Annotated in this window: 24 protein-coding genes; 20 read left to right on the forward strand and 4 right to left on the reverse strand. The window is 60.3% G+C overall.

Going from position 1 to position 24548, the window contains the following annotated elements; all coding sequences use genetic code 11:
• Window positions 1–10: 10 nt before the first annotated feature.
• Window positions 11–655 (reverse strand): DNA-binding protein, encoded by a 645-nt coding sequence (locus ACCW71_RS05345; RefSeq protein ID WP_436370041.1) that lies wholly within the window; start codon window positions 653–655, stop codon window positions 11–13.
• Between the two features lie 333 nt (window positions 656–988).
• Between ACCW71_RS05345 and ACCW71_RS05350 the strand changes: the two genes are divergently transcribed.
• Window positions 989–1729: an SDR family oxidoreductase gene (locus ACCW71_RS05350; protein ID WP_436370042.1), complete on the forward strand. Its 741-nt coding sequence runs from the start codon at window positions 989–991 to the stop codon at window positions 1727–1729.
• A gap of 125 nt (window positions 1730–1854) precedes the next feature.
• Here the strand turns inward: ACCW71_RS05350 and ACCW71_RS05355 are convergent, their stop codons facing one another.
• Window positions 1855–2475, reverse strand: a complete 621-nt coding sequence (locus ACCW71_RS05355; protein WP_436370043.1) for a LysE family translocator — start codon at window positions 2473–2475, stop codon at window positions 1855–1857.
• 640 nt (window positions 2476–3115) lie between these two features.
• Here ACCW71_RS05355 and ACCW71_RS05360 point away from each other — a divergent pair.
• The 15 genes from ACCW71_RS05360 to phnE (ACCW71_RS05430) all read left to right on the forward strand — a co-directional run bounded on the left by ACCW71_RS05360 (window position 3116) and on the right by phnE (ACCW71_RS05430) (window position 16235).
• A complete protein-coding gene (locus ACCW71_RS05360) occupies window positions 3116–4654 on the forward strand; it encodes a methyl-accepting chemotaxis protein (RefSeq protein WP_436370044.1) in 1539 nt (512 codons plus the stop codon).
• Window positions 4655–4939: 285 nt separating this feature from the next.
• Window positions 4940–5653 (forward strand): phosphonate metabolism transcriptional regulator PhnF, encoded by a 714-nt coding sequence (gene phnF, locus ACCW71_RS05365; protein WP_436370045.1) that lies wholly within the window; start codon window positions 4940–4942, stop codon window positions 5651–5653.
• Window positions 5653–6099, forward strand: a complete 447-nt coding sequence (gene phnG, locus ACCW71_RS05370; RefSeq protein ID WP_436370046.1) for a phosphonate C-P lyase system protein PhnG — start codon at window positions 5653–5655, stop codon at window positions 6097–6099. Before phnF ends, phnG begins: the two co-directional genes overlap by 1 nt.
• A complete protein-coding gene (gene phnH, locus ACCW71_RS05375; RefSeq protein WP_436370047.1) occupies window positions 6099–6674 on the forward strand; it encodes a phosphonate C-P lyase system protein PhnH in 576 nt (191 codons plus the stop codon). The genes phnG and phnH overlap by 1 nt, the downstream gene beginning before the upstream one ends.
• Entirely contained in the window at window positions 6674–7750 is a 1077-nt protein-coding gene (locus ACCW71_RS05380) for a carbon-phosphorus lyase complex subunit PhnI (RefSeq protein ID WP_436370048.1), read from the forward strand. The genes phnH and ACCW71_RS05380 overlap by 1 nt, the downstream gene beginning before the upstream one ends.
• Window positions 7743–8591 (forward strand): alpha-D-ribose 1-methylphosphonate 5-phosphate C-P-lyase PhnJ, encoded by an 849-nt coding sequence (locus ACCW71_RS05385; RefSeq protein ID WP_436370049.1) that lies wholly within the window; start codon window positions 7743–7745, stop codon window positions 8589–8591. The genes ACCW71_RS05380 and ACCW71_RS05385 overlap by 8 nt, the downstream gene beginning before the upstream one ends.
• Window positions 8581–9342 carry a phosphonate C-P lyase system protein PhnK gene (gene phnK, locus ACCW71_RS05390; protein WP_436370050.1) on the forward strand — a complete coding sequence of 254 codons (762 nt, stop codon included), beginning with the start codon at window positions 8581–8583 and terminating at the stop codon, window positions 9340–9342. Before ACCW71_RS05385 ends, phnK begins: the two co-directional genes overlap by 11 nt.
• The gene (gene phnL / locus ACCW71_RS05395) at window positions 9343–10053 is read left to right on the forward strand and encodes a phosphonate C-P lyase system protein PhnL (RefSeq protein ID WP_436370051.1); all 711 of its coding nucleotides are present in this window, start codon (window positions 9343–9345) and stop codon (window positions 10051–10053) included.
• Complete coding sequence (gene phnM, locus ACCW71_RS05400; RefSeq protein ID WP_436370052.1) at window positions 10050–11186, forward strand: alpha-D-ribose 1-methylphosphonate 5-triphosphate diphosphatase; 1137 nt, start codon at window positions 10050–10052, stop codon at window positions 11184–11186. Before phnL ends, phnM begins: the two co-directional genes overlap by 4 nt.
• Window positions 11186–11722 carry a ribose 1,5-bisphosphokinase gene (phnN, locus tag ACCW71_RS05405; RefSeq protein WP_436370053.1) on the forward strand — a complete coding sequence of 179 codons (537 nt, stop codon included), beginning with the start codon at window positions 11186–11188 and terminating at the stop codon, window positions 11720–11722. Before phnM ends, phnN begins: the two co-directional genes overlap by 1 nt.
• 46 nt (window positions 11723–11768) lie before the next feature.
• Entirely contained in the window at window positions 11769–12539 is a 771-nt protein-coding gene (phnP, locus tag ACCW71_RS05410; RefSeq protein ID WP_436370054.1) for a phosphonate metabolism protein PhnP, read from the forward strand.
• A gap of 79 nt (window positions 12540–12618) precedes the next feature.
• Window positions 12619–13458 carry a phosphonate ABC transporter ATP-binding protein gene (gene phnC / locus ACCW71_RS05415; RefSeq protein WP_436370055.1) on the forward strand — a complete coding sequence of 280 codons (840 nt, stop codon included), beginning with the start codon at window positions 12619–12621 and terminating at the stop codon, window positions 13456–13458.
• A gap of 14 nt (window positions 13459–13472) precedes the next feature.
• The gene (gene phnD / locus ACCW71_RS05420) at window positions 13473–14399 is read left to right on the forward strand and encodes a phosphonate ABC transporter substrate-binding protein (protein WP_436370056.1); all 927 of its coding nucleotides are present in this window, start codon (window positions 13473–13475) and stop codon (window positions 14397–14399) included.
• A gap of 94 nt (window positions 14400–14493) precedes the next feature.
• Window positions 14494–15354: a phosphonate ABC transporter, permease protein PhnE gene (gene phnE / locus ACCW71_RS05425; protein WP_436370057.1), complete on the forward strand. Its 861-nt coding sequence runs from the start codon at window positions 14494–14496 to the stop codon at window positions 15352–15354.
• Window positions 15351–16235: a phosphonate ABC transporter, permease protein PhnE gene (phnE, locus tag ACCW71_RS05430; protein WP_436370058.1), complete on the forward strand. Its 885-nt coding sequence runs from the start codon at window positions 15351–15353 to the stop codon at window positions 16233–16235. Before phnE (ACCW71_RS05425) ends, phnE (ACCW71_RS05430) begins: the two co-directional genes overlap by 4 nt.
• Here phnE (ACCW71_RS05430) and ACCW71_RS05435 read toward each other — a convergent pair.
• Window positions 16189–18795, reverse strand: a complete 2607-nt coding sequence (locus ACCW71_RS05435; RefSeq protein WP_436370059.1) for an ATP-binding protein — start codon at window positions 18793–18795, stop codon at window positions 16189–16191. The genes phnE (ACCW71_RS05430) and ACCW71_RS05435 overlap by 47 nt on opposite strands.
• Window positions 18796–18942: 147 nt before the next feature.
• On the opposite strand from ACCW71_RS05435, the gene ACCW71_RS05440 reads away from it, so the two are divergent.
• The 4 genes from ACCW71_RS05440 (at window position 18943) to ACCW71_RS05455 (ending at window position 23413) form a co-directional block, all read left to right on the forward strand.
• Window positions 18943–20457 (forward strand): sugar ABC transporter ATP-binding protein, encoded by a 1515-nt coding sequence (locus ACCW71_RS05440; RefSeq protein WP_436370060.1) that lies wholly within the window; start codon window positions 18943–18945, stop codon window positions 20455–20457.
• A gap of 10 nt (window positions 20458–20467) precedes the next feature.
• On the forward strand, window positions 20468–21448 hold the full coding sequence (locus ACCW71_RS05445; protein WP_436370061.1) for an ABC transporter permease subunit: 981 nt from the start codon (window positions 20468–20470) through the stop codon (window positions 21446–21448).
• A 91-nt stretch (window positions 21449–21539) separates the two neighbouring features.
• On the forward strand, window positions 21540–22478 hold the full coding sequence (locus ACCW71_RS05450; RefSeq protein WP_436370062.1) for an ABC transporter substrate-binding protein: 939 nt from the start codon (window positions 21540–21542) through the stop codon (window positions 22476–22478).
• A gap of 254 nt (window positions 22479–22732) precedes the next feature.
• On the forward strand, window positions 22733–23413 hold the full coding sequence (locus ACCW71_RS05455) for a D-lyxose/D-mannose isomerase (protein WP_436370063.1): 681 nt from the start codon (window positions 22733–22735) through the stop codon (window positions 23411–23413).
• Window positions 23414–23435: 22 nt separating this feature from the next.
• On the opposite strand, the gene ACCW71_RS05460 is transcribed toward ACCW71_RS05455, so the two are convergent.
• Entirely contained in the window at window positions 23436–24179 is a 744-nt protein-coding gene (locus tag ACCW71_RS05460) for a response regulator (RefSeq protein WP_436370064.1), read from the reverse strand.
• Window positions 24180–24548 lie beyond the last annotated feature (369 nt).

Raw genomic sequence — 24548 nt, forward strand, 5'->3', positions numbered from 1 at the left:
TTTAAATCCGTTAACTAGCTACTTGATTTCCGAACTGTTTAGCTGCACGTATGGCCAGACTAAGTTCACACTTTTTAGCACCGTCCAGCATGATTTGAATCGGCGTCTTTTGTAGGCCTTCACTATTAACCTCTATCGGTGATTTCAGCACACCCAACCGCAACATTGGATGTGTATCCTCTTCGAATGCCGCCATCACATCTTCAAAGCCGGGAATTAGCCCATTATCAGCGAACTGAAATTTCGGGAAAATAAAATCCCTGTTTTGTTTGAATGCTAAAAGCTTGTTCTTCTTAACGCGAATGTTGATCGCCTGGCGTGTGATACCAAGGATATCGACCACGTCGTTCACTTTAAGCGTACCGCCCAATTCCTGAAGCTCACGATAAAATCTTTCCAGATTTTCGCGACGACGGCGCACTTTACGCATTTCGTAGTCGTTGACGCGTGTCTTCTGCTCGAGTTGAACGGTATAGAGCAACTGCATCAGAGAACCGTCATCTAGCGTGATAGCATCCATAGCCTGATTTTTGTCTTCAAATTCAGGCATCAGGGAAATAGCGAGGTTGTTAATCCTTTTCAGAAGGTTCAACTGGAACTCATTCAGCTTTGCTGAAGTGTTGATTTCTCTTTCTGCTGTGGTGTGTTTAATCATTATGCACCTCCATTTGACCATTATCATAATTGATTTTTTAGGAATGGTCAAATAATGGATGTTTTTCGAACAATCCATGATCACGCAAGGCGTAAGACTTTGACCTGCTCCCGGTCGATTCATACACCGTGATGGCAGCATGCATACAATTATGGATGTCCGCTCCTCGCTCATAGCGGACATTAGCTTTTTCGTGAGTCCATTCTGCGCCAGAAACAGATGTCCAGGCAGCAATCCAATTACTCCCATCGTTGCGTAATGAAACAGATGACGAATAGTGTTTGTTTTACGTATGGTAGAGGCTGATTTTGCAGCAAAATAGAGGGAGTTAGCATGGGCAGATTTCAGGGTAAACGGATATTAATTACGGGAGGTACCAGCGGCATGGGGCTGGCAGGCGCTCAGCGTATTGTCACTGAAGGCGGCCATGTAGCCATTACGGGTCTCAATGAAGAACGGCTGGAGCGTGCACGTAGCCTGCTTCCTGCGTCATCGCTTATTCTGAAAAGCGATGCTGCGAGCGAAGCTGATATAAATGGGCTTGAAGAGGCTATTAGCGGCTGGGGTTCACTTGATGGATTATGGCTTAATGCGGGCTTTGCAGAGGTAGGTTCTCTGGAATCTGTAACGGCAGACTCTTTCAATCACATGATGAACGCTAATGTGCGCGGTCCGATGTTACAGCTGGCAGCTCTCTCCAAATCACTTAATTCAGGCGCATCCGTTCTGGTTACTTCCTCTTCCTCAGTATATGAAGGTGCGGCGATGACAAGCCTGTATGCAGCAACGAAAGGCGCCGTTATCGCTATGGTCAAAAGCTGGGCATCAGCGCTGGCTGAACGTGGCATCCGCGCTAACACGCTAGTACCGGGTCCGATTGAAACCAACTTCAGGCACTTTATGCCAGAGAAGTCGCGTCAGCAGTTTGAAGATTTTGTGGTGAGCCAGGTTCCTTTGGGGCGCGCAGGGACAGCCGAAGAGGCCGCGGCAGTTGCACTTTTCCTCCTTTCAGATGACGCATCCTATGTGACCGGCAGCCAGTATGCTGTAGATGGCGGTCTGGTTCATTACTGATCGTTAGTAGAATGCAATAAAGCAATTGAAATTAACCCCATGCTGTCCGCTTCTCGCTCAAAGCTGTCTCTGGCCGATCCTGGGGCAGCTTTGAGTCAGAAGCGGAAATAGATAGCCCGTCCAGGCTATCTGGTACTTATGGCAAGTTTAGCCGCGAAGCATAAAAATAAGCCTCCTGTTGCTCTGTCCATAACCTGGACAACGCGATCTTTCTTCAATACGGCTGACGCAAAATGTGTGGATAAAATGAGAGTCACTGACCACATAGTTCCAATCGTTACGTGGATGCTGACAAGGATGAAAGTCCATATTAAAGGCGAGTGGCCGGTGGGTATAAACTGAGGCAAAAAAGAGACATAGAAAATGCCCATTTTAGGATTGAGCACATTTCCAAGCATTCCTCTGATAAACCAGTTCCTCTGAGAACCGTTGTTCCTCTCGCTGTTATTGAAAGACGATCGCGGGCGTATCAGGAGTTGCAAGCCCAGCCAGCTCAGGTAGAGCGCTCCACAAACTTTGAGTATTGTATAAGCCACCTCTGAAACTGCCAGTAAAGCACCAAGACCTAATGCTACCAGCGCACCCCATATAAAACAGCCCGCATCAATACCAAGAGCAGCCTGAAAAGCCTTCTTGCCACCCTCAGTACAAGCGGTGCGAAGAATAAGTGCCGTATCGAGGCCGGGAGTAAGAGTCAGTAACAGTGCGGCGAGAGAGAATGTCAGGAGGGAATCGTTAACAGTCATTTTCTTTGTCCGAAAGAGCAAATGCTAATCATTTAGTTCCACACAATCAATCCGTCAAATATTCCTTTTTTAAACGTCCTCCCTTTCGCTCATCGCCACCGCTGGCTCCGCCATTCACGCCAACAGCCCGCACTGGCAGCCGTGCTTTGCTCCGCCGTGACGCTCAGAAGAGCCTGTGAAATCTATGCCGCGAACCCGGTCTTAAAACTCATCTCAGAAAAGAGGTTATGTCAGTCTGGATAAACAATCCTGCGAAATAACCGCCATAAAACAGTAATTACTCTCATGTCTCAGGCCGATTGAGAGTTGATGCAGGCACCCCTGTTCAGTAATTTAATTAACACATACAGCCATTTAAGAAAGTGATCGCTTCCTTTCAGCTCTGTTTCTATTCGTCGCTTACACCGGTCTGCCATCCTTTCACCCTGAGTACTCACCGCGCCGCGATACCCACGGCATCCCCAATCCTCTCGCGTCACGGCCTGAGCCGGAAGAGGTAAATCACAGTAATGATTAAGGATTGCGACACTTCCCGCTAAATATAAAAATAACTGTTTAGTTTCACCGCTTGACTATAAAGTGTGATTCGGGCAGGCCGATAAAGGAAAGGTATCTTGACTTCTGCCTCGGGTAACCTGAAATGACTATTTTAAAGAAACTTACGCTGGTATTTACCTTTACGCTGCTGGCGCTGCTTTTCCTCGGCGTCATCGGAATCCGTTCTCTGAGCAACGCCCAGGACCGGTTCGACTATGTGACCACTAACTCTCTGCCCAGCATCAATAAAATCAGTGAAATCTCTCAGTCTCGCGAAGAGGCGAGACGACAGATACTGATGGGTCTTCTGGGTACCGACAAAAGTGTATTTGAAAAACATCTGGTTTCCGCACGGGGGTATCTGAACCAGACCCGCGAAGCTATGGATTACTATAAAGCCCATCTGATTTCCGATGAGAAGGATGGGCAGGCAATAAACCAGACCATTCAGAACTTCAGTCTCTATCTGGACAAAGTCAACAAGATGGCAGGCGTCTATCAGAGCGGCGGGATCGAGGCTGCCAGGGCGATGGTCTCCGATCAGGGTGAGACGGCGGCGGCCTCCGTGGTTGTCAGCCAGAACCTGAAAGACCTTCTGGCTTATAACTATCAGATAGCCAAAAACTTTGCAGCGGAGAACCATGCGCAGTATCTGCATACGCTCTGGCTTCTGAGCGGCATTATTGCCGCGGCGGTGATACTGACAGCGCTTTCTTCCTACTCTGTGCTGAGCTACATCAGAAAAGGCTTACAGAATTTACAGAGCACCATGAAAACCATTGAGGAAAACCTCGATCTGACCCTTCAGGTCAACCTGAATAAAAAGGATGAACTTGGCGCGACGGCGGGCAGTTTTAACGCCCTGGTCGCGAAGTTCCGCGACGTTCTGGCGGGCGTCAGGGATGCCAGCAAAGAGGTGGATACGGCGTCGGAAGAAATCGCGCTCAGCAATAACGATCTTTCCTCACGCTCAGAGTCTCAGGCCTCTTCACTGGAGCAAACCGCGGCAAGCATGAATCAGCTGTCGGCCACAGTGAAACATAATATGGATAACTCAGCAGAAGCGAATAGCTTCATCGGTAAGGTGCAGACGATCGTTAACCACAGCAACCGTGAACTTAACGATTTGAAAAGCGCCATCAACGATATATCCCGCTCTTCAAATAAGGTTTCAGAAATTATCTCGATTATTGACGGCATCGCATTCCAGACCAATATCCTGGCGCTTAACGCCGCCGTGGAAGCGGCCCGAGCCGGGGAGCAGGGCAAGGGGTTTGCGGTGGTCGCCGGTGAGGTGCGCTCATTGTCGCAGCGTTCTTCGGTTGCAGCTCAGGATATTCGGGGTCTGATTGAGGAAGCCATCCAGAATGTGGACAAAGGGGTGGTCTATGCCGCCAATGTGACGTCGCGAATGGATGAAGCCCTGAATGTGGTCGACGAAACGACCCAGTTGATTAATCAGGTTAATAACTCATCGAAAGAGCAGAGTTACGGTATCGATCAGGTGAACATTGCGGTCACGCAGATGGAAAGCAATCTGCAACAGAACGCCGCGATGGTCGAGCAGATGTCCGCGGCCGCCAGCTCATTGAGTCAGCAGGCTGGCAGGCTGCTGACAGAGGTCAGCGCCTTTAAGCTCTGAAGCCGCACATAATCGCTGACGCATCACCCTCTGGCCGGAAATGTGACTGACACCTTTCCGGCCTTCGCCGTTCTGCTCCATTCTGCTGTATGCCAATCCCCGGTTAGCGCCTCGCGCTCTGCGCTAAACCCAGGCCGGTTGGCTGTCGCTCACGCACGATGTCCATATTCACCGCTCCTTCACCCCCCCGTCACGGTTCTGTCATCTGATCCCCGCAAGCTAACCCCATCCCGCAGCTGCTTTTCACTGCGTTCCCACTCTGTAATCCGTGAGGAGTTCATCGTGATGGAGTTATCCAGACATCCGACCACTGTCTATCAGGCGGTTGCCGCCCAGCTGGAGCAGGCGCTGAAAGAGCGTTATCGCTGCGGCGACTATCTGCCCTCGGAGCAGCAGCTGGCCGACCACTACGCCGTCAACCGTCACACGCTGCGCCGGGCCGTCGATGAGCTGGTGCAAAAAGGGCTGCTGCAACGGCGTCACGGCGTCGGCATCCTGGTGCTGATGCGGCCCTATGACTATCCGCTGCATGCCCAGGCGCGCTTCAGCCAGAACCTGCTGGAGCAGGGCAGTCACCCGACCAGCGAGCGGCTGCTGGCGGTGCTGCGTCCGGCCAGCAGTGACGTTGCCAGCGCGCTGGCGGTGAAAGAGGGCGACAACGTGATTCATCTGCGGACCCTGCGCCGTGCCAACGGCGTGCCGCTCTGCCTGATCAACCACTTCCTCGCCGACCTCAGCTGGTGGCCGCAGCTGCAACATTTTAACAGCGGATCGCTGCACGACTTCTTAGTTGAGCACACCGGCAAACAGCTGGTGCGCACCCAGACCCGCATCAGTACCCGCCGGGCGCAGGCGAAAGAGTGCCGCCAGCTCGATATTGCCCTGCATGCGCCGCTGCTCTGCGTACGCACCCTCAACAAAACCAGTGACGGCGCGCTGGCGGAATACTCCGTCAGCCTGACGCGCGGCGACATGATCGAACTGACTCTGGAGCACTAATGGAACAGCAAACCGATCGCCAGCGCTGGCTCTCAGTGCTGGCACACAGCAGCGCCGCCTTGCTGGAAGCGCACTGGCAGGCGCTCAACCTTCAGCCTGCCTTCACCCTGATCCGTCCGGCAGAGATCGGGCTGACCCGGTTGCAGGCGCGGATGGGGGCGACCGGCAAACGCTTTGTGATGGGCGACGCCACCGTGACCCGCGCCGTGGTGCAGCTGGGCGACGGCACCCTGGGCTACAGCTATCTGTTAGGGCGCGACAAAGCCCACGCCGAGCGCTGCGCTCTGCTGGATGCGCTGTTGCAGCAGCCGGAAACCCGGCCACTGCTGGAAGAGAAGATTATTACCCCGCTGGCGGCCTGGCGCGATGAGCAGCGACAGCTGCGCGCCCGTGAGATCGCCAGCAGCAAAGTGGATTTCTTTACGCTGGTTCGCGGAGATAACTGATGACTTTACTGGCAAGTTTTAACCATCCGGTGGCGGATGCGCAGCGGGCGTTTCGCCGCATTCTGAAAGCGATGAGCGAACCGGGCGTGATGGTCGCGCTGCCGCTGCAACAGGGCTGGGGCGCGCTGTCGCCGGCCGCCACCGCGCTGCTGCTGACGCTGGTCGATCAGGAGAGCCCGGTCTGGCTCGATGCGCGGATCGACACGGAACAGCTGCGCAGTAACCTGCGCTTCCATACCGGCGCACCCATTACCAGTCAGCAGGATGCGCCCTTTGCCCTGAGCCATGCGGCGGCGCAGCCCGACCCGACGCAGTTCGCGGCAGGCGATAATCTGTCGCCGGAAAAAAGCACCACGCTGATTATCGAAGTGCCGTCGCTGAATGGCGGCCTGACGCTGCGCCTCTCCGGTCCCGGCCTGCGGGAAACCCGTGCCATCGCGCCGCAGCTGCCGGAAAGCGTGCTGGAATATCTGCGCACCCGGCCGCATCCGTTTCCGCAGGGGGTGGATCTGATCTTCACCTGTGGCGAAGCGATGATGGCCGTGCCGCGCACCACCGTTGTGGAGGTGTGCTGATGTATGTCGCGGTGAAAGGGGGCGAAAAAGCGATTGCCCATGCTCATCAGCTTCAGGCCGATCTGCGGCGCGGCGACCGGGCGCTGGCGGAACTGAGCTGCGATCAGCTGGCGCAGCAGCTGGGGCTGGCGGTGGATCGGGTGATGACCGAAGGCGGGATTTACGATCCTGAACTGGCGGCGCTGGCGATTAAGCAGGCGAGCGGCGATCTGGTCGAGGCGATCTTCCTGCTGCGCGCCTATCGCACCACGCTGCCGCGGCTGGCGCAGAGCGTGCCGCTGGAGAGCGGCTCGATGCGCATCGAGCGCCGCATCTCGGCGGTGTATAAAGATCTGCCGGGCGGCCAGGTGCTGGGGCCTACCTATGACTACAGCCACCGTCTGCTCGACTTCACCCTGCTGGCTAATGGCGAAACCCCGGCTGCGCCGCGTGACGATCGGGCGATGCCTGAGTCCTGCCCGCACCTGTTCAGCATGATGAGCGGGGAGGGGCTGGCGGCCGCGGAGGTGGATGATGGCAGTGAACCCACCGACATCACCCGCGAGCCGCTGAGCTTTCCCGCCTCACGCGCGGCAAGGCTGCAACAGCTGGTGCGCGGCGATGAGGGTTTTCTGCTGGCGCTCGGCTACTCCACCCAGCGCGGCTATGGCCGCACCCATCCGTTTGCCGGTGAGATCCGCACCGGCTACCTTAGCGTCAGCCTCTGCCCGGAAGAGCTGGGGTTTGAACTGGAGATTGGGGAAATCCTGCTGACCGAATGTGAAATGGTCAACGGCGTGGCCCACAGCGAGGAGAGTGCGCCGCACTTTACCCGTGGCTACGGACTGGTGTTTGGCCGCGCCGAGCGCAAAGCGATGGCGATGGCGCTGGTCGATCGCGCGCTGCAAAGCCGCGAGCAGCAGGAGCGCATCACCAGCCCGGCGCAGGACGAGGAGTTCGTCCTGTCCCACGCCGATAACGTCGAAGCCGCCGGGTTTGTCTCCCATCTTAAGCTGCCGCACTACGTCGATTTCCAGGCGGAACTGGCGCTGCTGAAGCAGCTCCGGCACGATTATCAGGAGCGCGACCATGACTAAGCTCACCGGCTATAACAATGGCTATCTCGATGAGCAGACCAAGCGCACCCTGCGGCGTGCCATCTTAAAGGCGGTGGCGATCCCCGGCTATCAGGTGCCATTCGCCGGTCGCGAGATGCCAATGCCCTACGGCTGGGGCACCGGCGGTATCCAGCTTACCGCCAGTCTGATTGGCGATCAGGATGTGCTGAAGGTGATCGATCAGGGTGCGGATGACACCACCAACGCGGTGTCGATCCGCCAGTTCTTTCAGCGGGTCAGCAATGCGGCGACCACCGAACGCACCGCCGACGCCACCCTGATCCAGACCCGTCACCGCATCCCGGAAACCCCGCTGGAGGAGGATCAGATCCTGATATTCCAGGTGCCGATCCCGGAGCCGCTGCGTTTTATCGAGCCGCGCGAAACCGAGACCCGGACGATGCACGCGCTGGAGGAGTATGGCGTGATGCAGGTGAAGCTCTATGAAGACATCGCCCGCTATGGCCATATCGCCACCACCTACGCCTATCCGGTGAAGGTCAACGATCGCTATGTGATGGACCCGTCGCCGATCCCCAAATTCGACAACCCGAAAATGCACATGATGCCCGCGTTGCAGCTGTTTGGTGCCGGGCGTGAAAAGCGTCTCTACGCCTTGCCGCCCTATACCCGGGTAGAGAGTCTCGACTTTGACGATCACCCCTTCACCATCCAGCAGTGGGATGAGCCCTGCGCGCTGTGCGGCTCGCGCCACAGCTATCTCGATGAGGTGGTGATGGACGATCAGGGAACGCGGATGTTTGTCTGCTCCGACACCGACTTTTGCCATCAGCAGCAGGAGCAGCACCATGCAGAGTAATCAGCCGCTGCTGGCGGTCAACCAGCTCACCCATCTCTACGCGCCGGGCAAAGGCTTTGAGCAGATCAGCTTCGACCTCTATCCGGGCGAAGTGCTGGGGATTGTCGGCGAATCCGGCTCCGGTAAAACCACGCTGTTGCAGAGCCTCTCGGCGCGCCTGACGCCGCAGCAGGGCACCATTCTCTACCAGGGGCGCGACCTGTGGCAGATGAGCGAAAGCGATCGCCGTCGCCTGCTGCGCACCGAATGGGGCGTGGTGCATCAGCATCCGCTGGAGGGATTGCGTCCGCAGGTCAGCGCGGGCGGCAATATCGGCGAACGGCTGATGGCGACCGGCCAGCGCCACTATGGCGACATCCGCGCTGAGGCGAGCCGCTGGCTTCAGGCGGTGGAGATTGACGCCAGCCGCATCGACGATCTGCCAACCACCTTTTCCGGCGGGATGCAGCAGCGTCTGCAAATCGCCCGCAACCTGGTGACGCAGCCGAAGCTGATGTTTATGGATGAGCCAACCGGCGGGCTGGATGTCTCGGTGCAGGCACGGCTGCTGGATCTGCTGCGTACCCTGGTGCGTGAGCTGAATCTGGCGGTGGTGATTGTCACCCACGATCTCGGCGTGGCGCGTCTGCTGGCCCATCGCCTGCTGGTGATGAAACAGGGGCGGGTGGTGGAGAGCGGCCTGACCGATCGGGTGCTGGACGATCCTCACCATCCTTACACTCAACTGCTGGTCTCTTCGGTGCTCAACTAAATGACGACGACAACTCCCCGGCTGCGGGTCAGCCAGCTGTGTAAAACCTTTGTGCTGCACAATCAGAACGGCGCGGCGCTGCCGGTGCTGCATAACGCCAGCCTGACGGTCAACCGCGGCGAATGCGTGGTGCTGCACGGTCACTCCGGCAGCGGTAAATCGACGCTGCTGCGCGCGCTTTACGGTAACTATCAGCCTGACAGCGGCCAGATTCTGGTCGGCCATCAGGAGCAGTGGATCGACATGGCGCAGGCCCCGGCGCGCCAGATCCTCGCCCTGCGGCGCGACACGCTCGGCTGGGTCAGCCAGTTTCTGCGGGTGATCCCGCGGGTGCCGGCGCTGGAGATTGTGATGCAGCCGCTGCTGGAGCGCGGGGTCGATCGCGCTATATGTGAAGCGCGCGCCGCCGAACTGCTGACGCGGCTCAACGTACCGCCGCGTCTCTGGTCGCTGGCCCCCTCCACCTTCTCCGGCGGGGAACAGCAGCGGGTCAATATCGCGCGCGGTTTTATCGCCGACTACCCGATCCTGCTGCTGGATGAACCCACCGCCTCGCTCGACAGCGTCAACTGCGCGGCGGTGGTGAGCTTAATTGAACAGGCGCGCGCCCGTGGTGCCGCCATTGTCGGTATTTTTCACGATCGGGCGGTACGCGAGCAGGTGGCCGACCGGCTGCACCTGATGCAGGCCGACACAGGAGCGCAGGCATGATCATCAATAACGTCAGACTGGTGCTGGAAAACGAGGTGGTCGCCGGATCGCTGGAGTTCCGCGATGAGCGTATCAGCAGCTTCAGCGAAACCGCCAGCCAGCAGCCGGGCGCGCTGGACGGCGAGGGGGCCTGGCTGCTGCCGGGGCTGGTGGAGCTGCACACCGATAACCTCGACAAATGTTTTACGCCGCGGCCGAAAGTGGACTGGCCGGCGCACTCGGCGATGAGCAGTCACGATGCGCTGATGGTCTCCAGCGGCATCACCACGGTGCTGGATGCGATTGGCGTCGGCGATGTGCGCGACGGCGGGCACCGGCTGGATAACCTCAGCCGGATGATCGACGCCATCCGCGACAGCAACCGCAAAGGGCTGAACCGGGCCGAGCATCTGCTGCATCTGCGCTGTGAACTGCCGCATCCCACCACCGCGCCGCTGTTTGAAGCGCTGATGGGGACGCCGGAGCTGGCGCTGGTGTCGCTGATGGATCACTCGCCGGGGCAGCGGCAGTATGCGTCGCTGGTGAAGTATCGCGAATATTATCAGGGCAAATATCAGCTCAGTGATGGCGAGATGGATCAGTTTGAGCAGGAGCAGCTGACGCTGGCGGCTACCTGGTCGCAGCCCAACCGGCAGACGATCGCCACCCTGTGCCGGGAGCATGGCATCGCCATCGCCAGCCACGATGACGCCACGGCGGCCCATGTGGAGGAGTCCTACGCGGCGGGCAGCCGCATCGCCGAGTTTCCCACCACACTGGAGGCGGCACGCGCCTCGCGCTATCGCAACATGCAGGTGCTGATGGGTGCGCCCAATATCGTGCGCGGCGGCTCACACTCCGGCAACGTCGCCGCCTGGGAGCTGGCCTCGCACGGGCTGCTCGATATTCTCTCCTCCGACTACTATCCGGCCAGCCTGCTGGATGCGGCGTTCCGGCTGGCGGCGGATGAGCGCAACAGCCTCGGCATGGCGCAGGCGGTTGCGCTGGTGACCTGCAATCCGGCGCGGGCGCTGGGGCTGGTCGATCGCGGAGTGATCGCCGAAGGCTGCCGCGCCGATCTGGTGCTGGCCCACACCGCACACGGCTACCCGCACGTGCGGCACGTCTGGAGCAAAGGCCGGCAGGTTTACTGATGGCGCGGCTAATCTGGCTGATCGGGCCGTCGGGATCGGGCAAGGATAGTCTGCTGAACGCGCTGCGGGCGGAACCGCCGCCGCAGCTGCTGGTCGCCCATCGTTACATTACCCGCGCCGCCGATGCGGGCGGTGAAAACCATGTGGCGCTGAGCGAGACGGAGTTCGCCCGCCGCGAGGCGCTGGGGCTGTTCGCGGTCAGCTGGCAGGCGCACGGCTTCCGCTATGGCATTGGCTGTGAAACCGAGCAGTGGTTAGCGCGCGGGCAGCATGTGGCGGTGAACGGCTCCCGGTTGCATCTGGCTCAGGCGCTGGCCCGTTTCGGTCCCCGGCTGCTGCCGGTCTGTTTGCAGGTGACGCCTGCGGTGCTGGCGACGCGGCTGCGCCAGCGCGGACGGGAAGATGAGGCAGCGATCGCCGGGCGGCTGGCACGCGCCGCCCAGCCGCCACCTGATGGCGCGCTGATCCTCAACAACGACGGCGCGCTGCCGGAGACCCTGCGGCAGTTACGACAGCTGCTGGCGGCGCACCCGTGACACCCACTTTTTCCGGCAGCGATCGGCCGGATAGCGGAGCAGACCGATGAAACTCACTTTTCTGGGCACCGGCGGCGTCACCGCCGCGCCGCTGCCGGGCTGCGACTGCCGCGCCTGTCAGCGGGCGCAACTCAACAGCAGCACTGCGCGCGCCCCCTGTAGCGCGCTGATTGAATATGGCCGTGAACGTATACTGCTGGATGCCGGGCTGCCGCTGCTGGCGTCGCGCTTTCCGCCGGGCAGCCTGACCCGCATTCTGCTGACCCACTACCATATGGATCATGTGCAGGGGCTGTTTGCGCTGCGCTGGGGTAAAGGGGCGGCGATTCCGGTCTGGGGGCCGCCCGACCCGCGCGGCTGTGACGATCTCTATAAACATCCTGGCCTGCTCGATTTCCGTCCCGCCCTGACGCCGTTTGTGGCGCACGCTTTCGGCGAGTTGCAGCTGACGCCGTTGCCGCTCCAGCATTCGCGCCTGACGCACGGCTACCTGTTCGACTGGCACGGCAGCCGGCTCGCCTGGCTGTGCGACACCTGCGGGCTGCCACCCGACACCGCCGATTTTCTGCGCGGGCAGCCGCTCGATCAGCTGGTGATTGACTGCAACGATCCGCCGCACGCCGCGCCGCGCAACCACAACGATCTCACCCTGGCGCTGGCGATTGTGGCGCAGCTCCAGCCGCGTCAGACCTGGCTGACCCATCTCAGTCACGAGATGGACAACTGGCTGGCCGACCACCCGTTGCCGGAGGGGGTGCTGCCTGCCCGTGACGGTCAGACGCTGCGCTGCGGCGCGCACTGGCCTGTCACGGTTTGATCAACTGACTGTCATCCCGTGTTCATCGCGTCACGCCTTAATAAGCGGCAGAACGCATTCAGCGATGACGGAGAACAGCATGGCACAGGCACTTCTGAAAACGGTGGTCGATAACGATCTGCCACCGGCCAGCCTCAGCGGACAAAAAGTGTTGTCGGTGCAGGGGTTGAGCAAAACCTACGGCGACACCCAGGTGCTGGATCGGGTCAGTTTCGATCTCCATGCCGGTGAACTGGTGGCGGTGATTGGCCGGTCGGGAGCAGGGAAATCGACCCTGCTGCACATGCTCAACGGCACCATTGAGGCCAGCGCTGGCGCGATTATCAGCGTGCAGGGTGAGGCGGAACGCAACGTGGTTAATCTCAGCCGTCGCCAGCTGCGTGAATGGCGCAGCCAGTGCGGCATGATCTTTCAGGACTTCTGTCTGGTGCCGCGCCTTGACGTGCTGACCAACGTGCTGCTCGGCCGTCTGAGCCAGACCTCCACGCTGAAATCCTTCTTTAAAATCTTCTCTGACCGCGACCGGGCGCACGCCATCGAACTGCTGCAATGGATGAACATGCTGCCGCAGGCGCTGCAACGGGCGGAGAACCTGTCGGGCGGCCAGATGCAGCGCGTGGCGATCTGCCGGGCGCTGATGCAGAACCCGAAAATCCTGCTGGCCGATGAGCCGGTGGCGTCGCTCGACCCGAAAAATACCCGGCGCATCATGGAGGTGCTGCGTCAGGTGAGCGGGCAGGGCATCAGCGTGATGGTCAACCTGCACTCGATTGAGCTGGTGAAAAGCTATTGCAGCCGGGTGATCGGCATCCAGCGCGGCGTGGTGCTGTTTGACGGTCATCCTTCGCAGTTGACCGACGAACTGCTGCACCAGCTTTATGGCGATGAACTGAATCAGATCCACTCACTTCCACAGTAAGAGAACAACCTCGAATGAAACTGACTTCTTTAGCGCTCTTGACCGGTGTTATGGCTTTTGGTGTGAACGCAGCGGATGCGCCGAAACAGCTCAATCTGGGCATTCTGGGCGGTCAGAACGCCACCCAGCAGATTGGTGACAACCAGTGTGTGAAGACCTTTTTTGATAAAGAGCTGGGTGTCGATACCCGGATGCGCAACGCCTCAGACTACTCCGGCGTGATTCAGGGGCTGCTGGGCGGCAAAATCGATATGGTGCTGAGCATGTCACCCGCCTCGTTTGCCTCGGTCTATTTGCAGGACCCGAAAGCGGTAGATGTGGTCGGCATCGTGGTGGATGACAAAGATCAGTCACGCGGCTACCACTCGGTGGTGATCGTCAAGGCGGACAGCCCCTATAAAAAGCTGGAAGATCTCAAGGGTAAATCGTTCGGCATGGCCGATCCTGACTCCACCTCCGGCTTCCTGATGCCCAACCAGGCGTTTAAAAAGGAGTTTGGCGGCTCGGTGGATGACCAGTACAACCACACCTTCTCCAGCGTCACCTTCTCCGGTGGCCACGAGCAGGACATTCTCGGCGTGCTGAACAATCAGTTTGACGGCGCGGTGACCTGGACCTCGCTGGTGGGTGACTACAACAGCGGCTACACCTCGGGTGCCTTTGGTCGTCTGATCCGTATGGACCATCCCGACCTGATGAAGCAGATCCGCATTATCTGGCAGTCACCGCTGATCCCTAACGGTCCGGTGCTGGTCAGCAACAAGCTGCCCGCCGACTTTAAAGCGAAAGTGGTGTCGGCGATTAAAAAGCTGGATAAAGAGGATCACGCCTGCTTCGTGAAAGCGGTGGGCGGCGAGCAGCACATCGGCCAGGCAACGGTGGCGGACTATAAAAATATCATCGATATGAAGCGCGACCTGATGAAAGGCAGTCGCGGCTAAGGCCAGCGACTCCCTGACTTTCCCCGCCCAGGCGGGGAGAGCGGGACGCGGCAACCCCGCCTGTGTCCCGCTGCTTCAACGCCGGAGATCCCCTTTGACCGAATTCGAACTCTACTACCAGCGCATCCGCCGCCAGCAGAAACGTGACACCCTGCTCTGGTCCCTGCTGCTGCTGGCGCTCTATCTGGCCGCAGGCAGGGTGGCGGAATTTAATCTGTTTACCATCTGGCAGTCGCTGCCGCACTTCTTTGACTACCTGCACGAAATCCTGCCGGTGCTGCATCTGCCGCTGCTGTTCGCCGACGGCAAAACGGAAGGCTCGCTGGCTTACTGGGGCTACCGCCTGCCGATCCAGCTGCCGCTGATCTGGGAGACGCTGCAACTGGCGCTGGCCTCGACGCTGGTCGCGGTCGCGCTGGCCGCCGGGCTGGCCTTTTTCGCCGCAGATAACACCGGGACGCCGGTCAGCCTGCGCGTGGCGATCCGCGCCTTTGTCGCCTTTCTGCGCACCATGCCGGAGCTGGCGTGGGCGGTGATGTTTGTCATGGCCTTTGGCATCGGGGCGATTCCCGGTTTCCTGGCGCTGGCGCTGCACACCGTCGGCAGCCTGACCAAGCTGTTTTATGAGGCGGTTGAGTCGGCGTCAGACAGGCCGGTGCGCGGTCTGGCGGCCTGCGGAGCCAGCCGGCTGCAACGGATGCGCTTCGCCTTCTGGCCGCAGGTCAAACCGATTTTTCTCTCCTACAGCTTTATGCGGCTGGAGATTAACTTCCGCTCCTCCACCATCCTCGGGCTGGTAGGGGCGGGCGGCATCGGCCAGGAGCTGATGACCAATATCAAACTCGACCGCTACGATCAGGTGAGCATGACCCTGCTGCTGATCCTGATTGTGGTGTCGCTGCTGGATACGCTCTCCGGCCAGTTACGTCGTCGTGTCACAGGAGCACGCGCATGATCACCGCCTCGCCCGATATTGCCCGGCTGAAACAGCAGCACCGTGAACTCTTCGCCGCCCAGCCGCGCTATCTGCGTCGCCTCGGCCTGCTGGTGCTGGCGGCGCTGCTCTACTATCTGTTCTTCTTCTCGGTGTTTGGCCTGGAAGGGTCGCGGCTGCTGGCGGGCTGTCAGCAGCTGGGGCGCTACTTCCTGCGGATGTTTGTCTGGCACGACTTCGTCAACTGGCCGTTCGGCTACTATCTGTCGCAGGTCGGGATCACCCTGGGGATTGTGTTTGCCGGGACGATTACCGCCTCGCTGCTGGCGCTGCCTCTCTCGTTTCTGGCGGCGCGCAACGTGATGCAGGGGCGGGCCGCCTGGCCGCTGGCGTTTCTGGTGCGGCGGCTGTTCGACCTGCTGCGCGGCATCGACATGGCGATCTGGGGGCTGATCTTCGTCCGGGCGGTCGGCATGGGGCCGCTGGCCGGGGTGCTGGCGATTATTCTTCAGGATGTCGGGCTGCTCGGCAAACTCTACGCCGAAGGGCATGAAGCGGTGGAACGCTCGCCATCGCGCGGGCTGAGCGCGGTGGGGGCCAACAGCCTGCAAAAGCACCGTTTCGCTATCTTCACCCAATCCTTCCCGCAGTTCCTGGCGCTGAGCCTCTACCAGATCGAATCCAATACCCGTTCTGCCGCGGTGCTGGGCTTTGTCGGGGCCGGTGGCGTCGGCCTGGTCTATGCCGAGAACATGCGGCTGTGGAACTGGGATGTGGTGATGTTCCTGACGCTGATTCTGGTGGGAGTGGTGATGGTGATGGACATCCTCTCCAGCCATCTGCGTAAGCGCTACATCAGCGGGAAGCCGGTGCCGTTGTGGCAGCCTGCCGGGCACGATTAAGCCGGGTGCTGCGCTGCCAGGCGCGCTGCAACGCCTCAGACAGCTGCCCCTGCTGCCAGGGTTTCGCCAGCCGCTCACACAGCGGCAGCGTCACCGGCTGATGGCGCAGATCCTGACCGCTGATGAGCAGCGTCGCCAGCTGCGGCCAGTTCTGCTGCGCCTGGCGGATCACCTCTGCGCCGTTGATCTCCCCCGGCAGCATTAAGTCGCTGATCAGCAGGTCAACATCGGGCGTCTGACGCAGCAGCGCCAGCGCCTGTTCGCCGTCGCCGCACTCCAGCGTCAGATACCCCAGCTGGTGCAGATGCTCACACAGGGTCTGGCGCACCGCCGGTTCATCATCCAGCACCAGCACCAGCTGATTAGTGGCCGCTTCGGCGGGCGCAGGCGGGGGCGGGGCGATCGCCGGGCTGAGGGCGGCGGCTTCCGGGGCTCGCGGTAACAGCAGCCGTACCGTGGTGCCCTGGCCCGGCGCGGTTTCCAGCTCTATCTGCCCGCCTGACTGCCGCACGAAGCCATAGACCATCGACAGCCCCAGTCCGCTGCCGCTGCCGGTCGCCTTGGTGGTGAAAAAGGGTTCAAACACCTGTTCACGCACCTCCGCCGACATGCCGCAGCCGCGATCGATCACCTCAATTGTGACCCGGTCACGTTTTTCAGGTCCCTCCTGACGTCGCTGATTCCAGATGCGCAGCCGGATCTCCCCACTGCGCTGCTGCATCGCATCACGCGCGTTCACCACCAGATTCATCAGCGCGTTCTCCAGCTGGCCGGCATCAATCCAGGCGGGCCAGCCGGGACGCCGGGCATCGATAATCAGCTGCTGTCCCGGCAGCAGCGAGTGCTGCAACAGCCCCTGTAAATTCTCTACCAGCGTTACCACAGACACCGCGCGCGGATAGAGCGCCTGTTTGCGCGAGAAGGCCAGCAGCCGCTGGGTCAGCTGGGCGGCGCGGTCAGCCGCCTGGCGCGCCCGCTCAATCCGGCTGGCGAGCGGGCCGGGCGGCAGCTGGCCTTCGGTCAGCGCCAGACTGCCAATAATCACCGCCAGCAGATTGTTGAAGTCGTGCGCCAGTCCACCGGTCAGCTGACCCACGGCTTTCATCTTCTGGCTGTGCAGCAGCGCCTCCTCCAGCGTTTTACGCGAGGTGCGATCCAGCACGGTGTTGACCATGCCGCGGCGGGGAATCGGGCTGAAGCGCAGCTCCAGCGTGCGGCCATCGGCCAGCCGGATCTCCTGCGGCTCGCCGGGATCGTGCAGATCGACCGCCAGTGGGGTCAGCAGTTGCTGATAAGTGACGCCGCGCCGCAGCTCGCGTGGCGCAATGCCGAGCAGCTCCGCATACTGCGCGTTCCACACCACCAGCTGACCATGCTGATCAAACAGCGCAAAGCCGTCGCGCATGGCGAGGAAGGTTGACTCCAGCTGATTGCTTTTCTCTTTCAGCAGTCGCGAGGTGTGGGCCAGCGAAGCGGTATTGCGGGCAAAGACGTTAAACGCCCGCGCCAGTTCGCCCAGCTCATCGCGGCGTTGCAGCCCCGGCACGCTGACGTTCTGCTCGCCCTGCGCCAGCCGCGTCATCGCCCCGGCAATCGCCGTCAGGCTCGACCCGAGATTGCGGTAGATGTAGATCCCGGCATAGCCGGTGATCGCCAGCGCCAGCAGCACAAACAGTGCGATAAAGCCGATGATCGAGTCGAGTTCGCGGTGGGTCGCCAGGGTGCGCGCCTCACTCTGTAGCGCCACCTGCTGCACCGAGGCGCTGATATCTTCATTCAGCATCGCCACCAGCGCTTTAATCCGGTAGGTCGAGTAGGCGATCGCCAGGTCGCTCTGCTCCAGCGCCTCCGCCAGCGGCACCAGACGCTGCTGGGTCGCCAGCAGCCGCTGCACTTTTTCGCCGGTCACGCCCTCCAGCGGCACCGAGCGCCACTGCGCCATCACCTGCTGAAGCTGATCCACCACAGCGATGGGAGAAGGTGTGCGGATGGCGATGGCGATCAGCCGTTCAGTCTGTTCGCGCAGTGCGGCAGCCGGGAGCGTCCGCTGTTCGCGCTGCACCAGCTGGTTGATATGCGCCAGCAGCAGCTGCGACTGCCACAGCTCGCTCAGCATGGTGTTGCGTTGCAGATGGCGCTGATGGCCGGTCAGCAGCAGCCGGCTGATGGTCTGCTCCAGCATCAGACTGCGGGCACGTATCCGGGCGATGCGCTCCGGCTGACGCGCCGCCAGCGGCGCGCTGGCCAGCAGGCTCAGCGACTGTTGCAGCGCCTGCTGATTCTGTTGCAGCCGCTGCGATTCACTCTGATACTCCAGCGCCCCGACCACCTGCGACAGCCGCACCGCCGCGGTCGCCACATTGGCGGTATCCCGCGCCAGCGCCAGGCTGCCGTTCATATCCGCCAGGGTCTGCGCCTGGGCCTGCTCCTGAATGGTTCCGGCGTGGCGAAAGCCGAGGATCGCCACCACGCTGACCATCAGCGTCACCGACACCACCAGCAGATTAAACATCAACAGGCGACCACGCGCCCCGGCCTGCCACGGATAACTGCGCTGCATCCCACGACCTCTTCATCACTGCAACAGTGGGCCGAGTATAGGAGCGCGCAGGCGGCCATTTATGACAAATATGAACGGCCGCTGACATTTTCCATTTATCTGGCGCGGGTTAACTGGCGGCTCTCAACAGTCAGCAGGAGCGAGGCGATGACAGCCACACCGATACTGGAAATGCGGGAGATTACCCGGCGCTTCGGCAGCTTTTATGCCCTGAAAGGGGTCGATCTCACCGTTTATCCTGGTGAGGTTCACGCCCTGATGGGGGAGAACGGCGCGGGCAAAAGCACACTGATGAAGATTCTGGCCGGTGCCTATAGCGCCAGCAGCGGGGAAATTTTAATTGAAGGCAAGCCTTACGCCCTGAAGGGGCCAAAAGAGGCGCTGGCGGCCGGGATCACCCTGATCTATCAGGAGATCAATCTGGCACCCAACCTGACGGTGGCGGAGAACATCTTTCTCGGCAGCGAGATCGCCCCCGGCGGGCTGGTGAAACGTCGCCAGATGGCGGAAGAGGCGCAGCGGGTGATCGACCGGCTCGGCGCACAGTTCAGCGCCTGGGATTTAGTCAGTCGCTTGAGTATCGCCGAGCAGCAGCAGGTGGAGATTGCCCGGGCGCTGCAACGTAACAGCCGCATTCTGGTGATGGATGAGCCGACCGCCGCGCTCTCCAACCGCGAAACCGAGCAGCTGTTTGCGCTGATCAAGCGGCTGCGCAGCGAGGGCATGGCGATTATCTATATCAGTCATCGGATGGCCGAAGTCTATGAGCTTTCCGACCGGGTCAGCGTGCTGCGCGACGGCCAGTATGTCGGCAGCCTGACGCGCGAGCAGCTCAACGCCAGCGAGCTGGTGCGGATGATGGTCGGGCGGCCGCTCAGCGATCTGTTCAACAAAGATCGCACCATCCCGCTCGGTGATATCCGGCTGGCGGTCAATCACCTCAGCGACGGCGGCAAAGTGCATCCCAGCAGTCTGGCGGTGCGGGCCGGTGAAATCGTCGCGCTGGCCGGGCTGGTGGGGGCGGGACGCAGTGAACTGGCGCAGCTGATTTTCGGCGTCCACAAACCCAAAGATGGCGAGATCTGGATCGATGGCGAAAAAGTGACTATCCGGTCGCCGCGTGAAGCGATTGCTTACGGCATCGGCTTCCTCACCGAAAACCGCAAAGAGCAGGGGCTGTTTCTGGAGATGGCGGCGCAGGAGAACATCGTGATGGCGACGCTGGAGCGCGACGCCAGTTTTGGCCTGCTCAACCGGCGTAAAGGGCAGGGCATCGCCACCGAGGCGATCGCCTCACTCAATATCCGTGTGCCCCATGCTCAGGTGCGGGCGGGCGGCTTATCGGGCGGCAACCAGCAGAAGCTGCTGATCTCGCGCTGGGTCGCCATCGGCCCGCGCATTCTGATCCTCGACGAGCCAACGCGCGGTGTAGACGTCGGGGCCAAAAGCGAGATCTACCGCATGATGCAGCAGATGGCGCGGCAGGGCGTGGCGATTTTAATGATCTCCAGCGAGCTGCCGGAGGTGGTCGGGATGAGCGACCGCGTTTACGTGATGCACGAAGGCACCATCGTCGGTGAGCTGGAGGGCAGCCACATCAGTCAGGAAAATATTATGACGCTGGCAACCGGTGCGCACAGCGCGTCAGCCCCCGCGATTTAAGGAGACCACCATGACACAACTGGCCCGCACCAAAGCGCCGACGCTGAAACGCGCCCTGATGGGCGATCTGCTGCAAACGGTGGGTATCCTGCCGATCCTGATCCTGATCGTGGCGGTGTTTGGCTTCGTCACGCCGAACTTCTTTACCGAAGCCAACCTGCTGAATATTACCCGCCAGGCGTCGATTAATATCGTGCTGGCGGCAGGGATGACCTTTGTGATCCTCACCGGCGGCATCGATCTGTCGGTCGGCTCAATGCTCGGCACCACCGCCGTTGTCGCGCTGGTGGCGTCGCTGGACCCGATGCTCGCCTCAATGACCATTCCGATGGCGCTGGGGGCGGGGCTGGTGATGGGGCTGTTCAACGGCATCCTGGTCGCCTGGGCCGGACTGCCGCCCTTTATCGTCACCCTCGGCACCTATACCGCGCTGCGCGGCGCGGCTTATCTGCTGGCGAACGGTACCACGGTGATCAACTCCGATATTAATTTCGAGTGGATCGGCAACGGCTATCTCGGGCCGGTGCCGTGGCTGATTGTGATCGCCTTTGCGGTGATCGCCATCTGCTGGTTCATCCTGCGCCGCACCACGCTGGGCGTTCACATCTACGCGGTCGGCGGCAACATGCAGGCGGCGCGCCTGACCGGGATTAAAGTCGGGATGGTGCTGATTTTTGTCTACGGCATGAGCGGCCTGCTGTCGGGGCTGGGTGGCCTGATGAGCGCCTCACGCCTCTACAGCGCCAACGGCAACCTCGGCGTCGGCTATGAGCTGGATGCGATTGCGGCGGTGATCCTCGGCGGCACCAGCTTTGTCGGTGGCATCGGCACCATTACCGGCACCCTGATCGGTGCGCTGATTATCGCCACGCTGAATAACGGCATGACGCTGATGGGCGTCTCCTACTTCTGGCAGCTGGTGATCAAGGGCGCGGTGATCATTATCGCGGTGCTGATCGACAAATACCGTACCCGTCATCATGTGAGTTGAGGCTTAAAAGGGGGGATGCGCTGTTGAGCCTCCGCCCTCCAAAAAAACGCCATTAAGCGGTTGGCATCTTGAAAACAGCAGGAGAAGGTCTATGCGTTTTAATCCGATTGTAACCGGGCTGCTGGCGGCGACGCTGTTCAGCACCGGCCTGGCTCAGGCAAAAGAACTCAAATCTATCGGCGTCACGGTCGGCGATCTGGCTAACCCGTTCTTCGTGCAGATCACCAAAGGCGCAGAGATGAAAGCGCGCGAACTGGCGGGCGATAAGGTCAACGTGACGCTGGTCTCCAGCGGCTACGATCTCGGTCAGCAGGTTGGCCAGATTGATAACTTTATCGCGGCGAAGGTCGACATGATTATCCTCAACGCCGCCGACTCCAAAGGGATCGCCCCGGCGGTGAAGCGGGCGCGTGACGCCGGTATCGTGGTGGTGGCGGTCGACGTGGCAGCCGATGGCGCGAATGCGACCATCACCTCCGATAACACCCAGGCAGGCGCGATGGCCTGTAAATATATCTCTGACCGCCTGAAAGCCAAAGGCAACGTGGTGATCATCAACGGACCGCCGGTTTCCGCCGTGCAGAACCGCGTTGAAGGCTGCATGAACGAGCTGAAAACCCATCCTGACATCAAGCTGCTCTCTTACAACCAGAACGCCAAAGGCAGTCGCGAAGGCGGGCTGGAGGTGATGACCGGTCTGCTCTCGGCGAATCCAAAAATTGATGCGGTGTTCGCCATCAACGACCCGACGGCGATTGGCGCGGACTTAGCGGCGAAACAGGCGCAGCGCAGTGAATTCTTTATTGTCGGCGTCGATGGTTCACCGGATGGCGAAGAGGCGCTGAAGCGTAAAAATTCGCTGTTTGTCGCCACCCCAGCCCAGGACCCGCAGGTGATGGCGGCCAAAGCGGTTGAGATTGGCTATGACATTTTGCAGGGCAAACCGGCCCCGGATAAACCGGTGCTGATCCCGGTGAAACTGATCGACCGCGATAACATCGGCAGCTATCAGGGCTGGACGGTGAAATAAGCGTCAGGGCGGCACCTTTAGGTGCCGTTTCAGACTTCTGACAGACTTAAATCAGGGTGAATCTGGCAGCAGCGAATAACCTTATCGCGCAGGGAACCCGGTCAGAGGAGGAAAGCGTCCCGCGCCAGGGACGGTGCGGGCCGAGCGGCCAGGGATTGGCCTTAGCGACTTTCCGATCTGACCGGGTTTTCTGAGCAGGCTCGTTCTTACAGCTAACCCGGGCCAGACTTTGTCAGTATCCTCAGGAGGCCACCATGCAACGTTCCGAGGTTAACCACTATCTGCAACAGACCCGCGAGTTTTTCCGGCAGCAGAATGTGCATCTGCCGCCGTGGGCTGATTTCGGGCCGGGTCAGTGGCAGGCGCAGGATCGCGCGGTGGCGCAGGAAATTCTGGCGCTGCGGCTGGGCTGGGATCTCACCAGCTTTGGCTCGCCCGACTTTCTGCATACCGGCCTGACGCTGTTTACCCTGCGTAACGGCTCGCCAGAGGGGCAGCCGTGGCATAAACCCTACGCCGAGAAGATCATGCATGTGCGCGAAGGGCAGCTGACGCCGATGCACTATCACCCGCGCAAGATGGAGGACATTATCAATCGCGGCGGCGGCAACCTGATTGTCGAACTGCACAACCGCGAGGGCGACGGGCTGGCGCAGTCGGCGGTGGCGGTGTCACTCGACGGCCTGCGGCAGACCCATGCCGCCGGTTCGCAGCTGCGGCTCTCACCGGGTGAAAGCGTGACGCTGGAGGCGGGGATCTGGCACAGCTTCTGGGGCGAGCGCGGTTATGGTGATGTGCTGGTGGGCGAGGTCTCGCTGCCCAATGATGATGAGAACGACAATGTGTTTCTGACGCCGCTGGCTCGTTTCAACGCGCTGGGGGAGGATGAAGCGCCGCGCTGGCTGCTGGGTAATGATTACGCTGACCGGCTCTGATGAGCCGGTCAGTCGTAGAGATTCAGGCGATCTGGCTGGCGCGTGCGGCCGTTTCTGGTCTCAGCACGTCAGCTGAAAAGACATAGCCCAGCCCGCGGATAGTGCGGATCAGGCTCGGCTGATGTGGATTGGTTTCGATTTTGCGTCGCAGCCGCATGATCAGCACGTCAATAGTGCGGTCAAAGACATCCAGGGTTTCGCTGTGGGTCAGCTCCAGCAGCTGATCGCGGGTCAGCACCCGGCGGGCGTGACAGACCAGCGCGCGCAGCAGGCTGTACTCCCCCTGAGTCAGCGGCACCAGCTCGCGCTGCGGATTAAACAGCTGGCCGCGACCTTCGTCGAGCTGCCAGCCATTAAAGCGCCAGCCCGCCTCGCCAGCGTCAGCCTGGGTGACACGACCGCTACGGCGCAGGGCGGCGCGGGCGCGGGCCACCACCACGCGGGGATTAAAAGGTTTAGCGATGTAGTCATCCGCCCCCATCTCCAGCCCGACCACCATCTCAGACTCCGATCCCATGCCGGTCAGCATAATCACCAGCAGATCGGGCCGCTGACGCTGGAGCTGCTGCAACACCAGCAGGCCGTTAGTATCGGGCAGCATCATATCCAGCATCACCAGCGCAATCTCCGGGTGATCGGCAAGCATTTTCAGCGCCTCTCTTCCCTGATGACAACGATAAACCTTTAACAGATGTTCACTTAACGCATCCTGCAACACGTCGCAGACAGCAGGATCATCATCCACCACCAAAATCGCTGGCTTCATGGCGCGGCCTCAATGTTACGAAAGAGTTAATTCAGGAGTCTACACAGGCCAGAAAAGGTTGCTGAGGCAGCGTGCTGAAACGTGACCAGCTTCGCCTGTCAGAGTGCGGAAGCGTGCGCTGGCGCAGAGTTTTTGGCGGCTCACTCTCTGCCGCAGGAAAACGATTGCGCGGTATCGGTGCATTGCACCATAATCGCGCCTCGTTTTGGTTCGGAATTCTCTTAGGCTCTGCCGGTGCTGCCAGGTAATCGATTGCGTCGCCAGGTGGCATGGCAATTGCTTAGGGCAGTGGGTCAGTCAGCGTTTTTCAAACGATTTCAGACTTGTGAGTATGCAGCAGTCGAGGTCGCCGTCCCGGAAACAGAATAA

It is taken from the genome of Pantoea sp. C2G6, from assembly GCF_051336815.1.
In the GTDB taxonomy this organism is placed as follows: domain Bacteria; phylum Pseudomonadota; class Gammaproteobacteria; order Enterobacterales; family Enterobacteriaceae; genus Pantoea.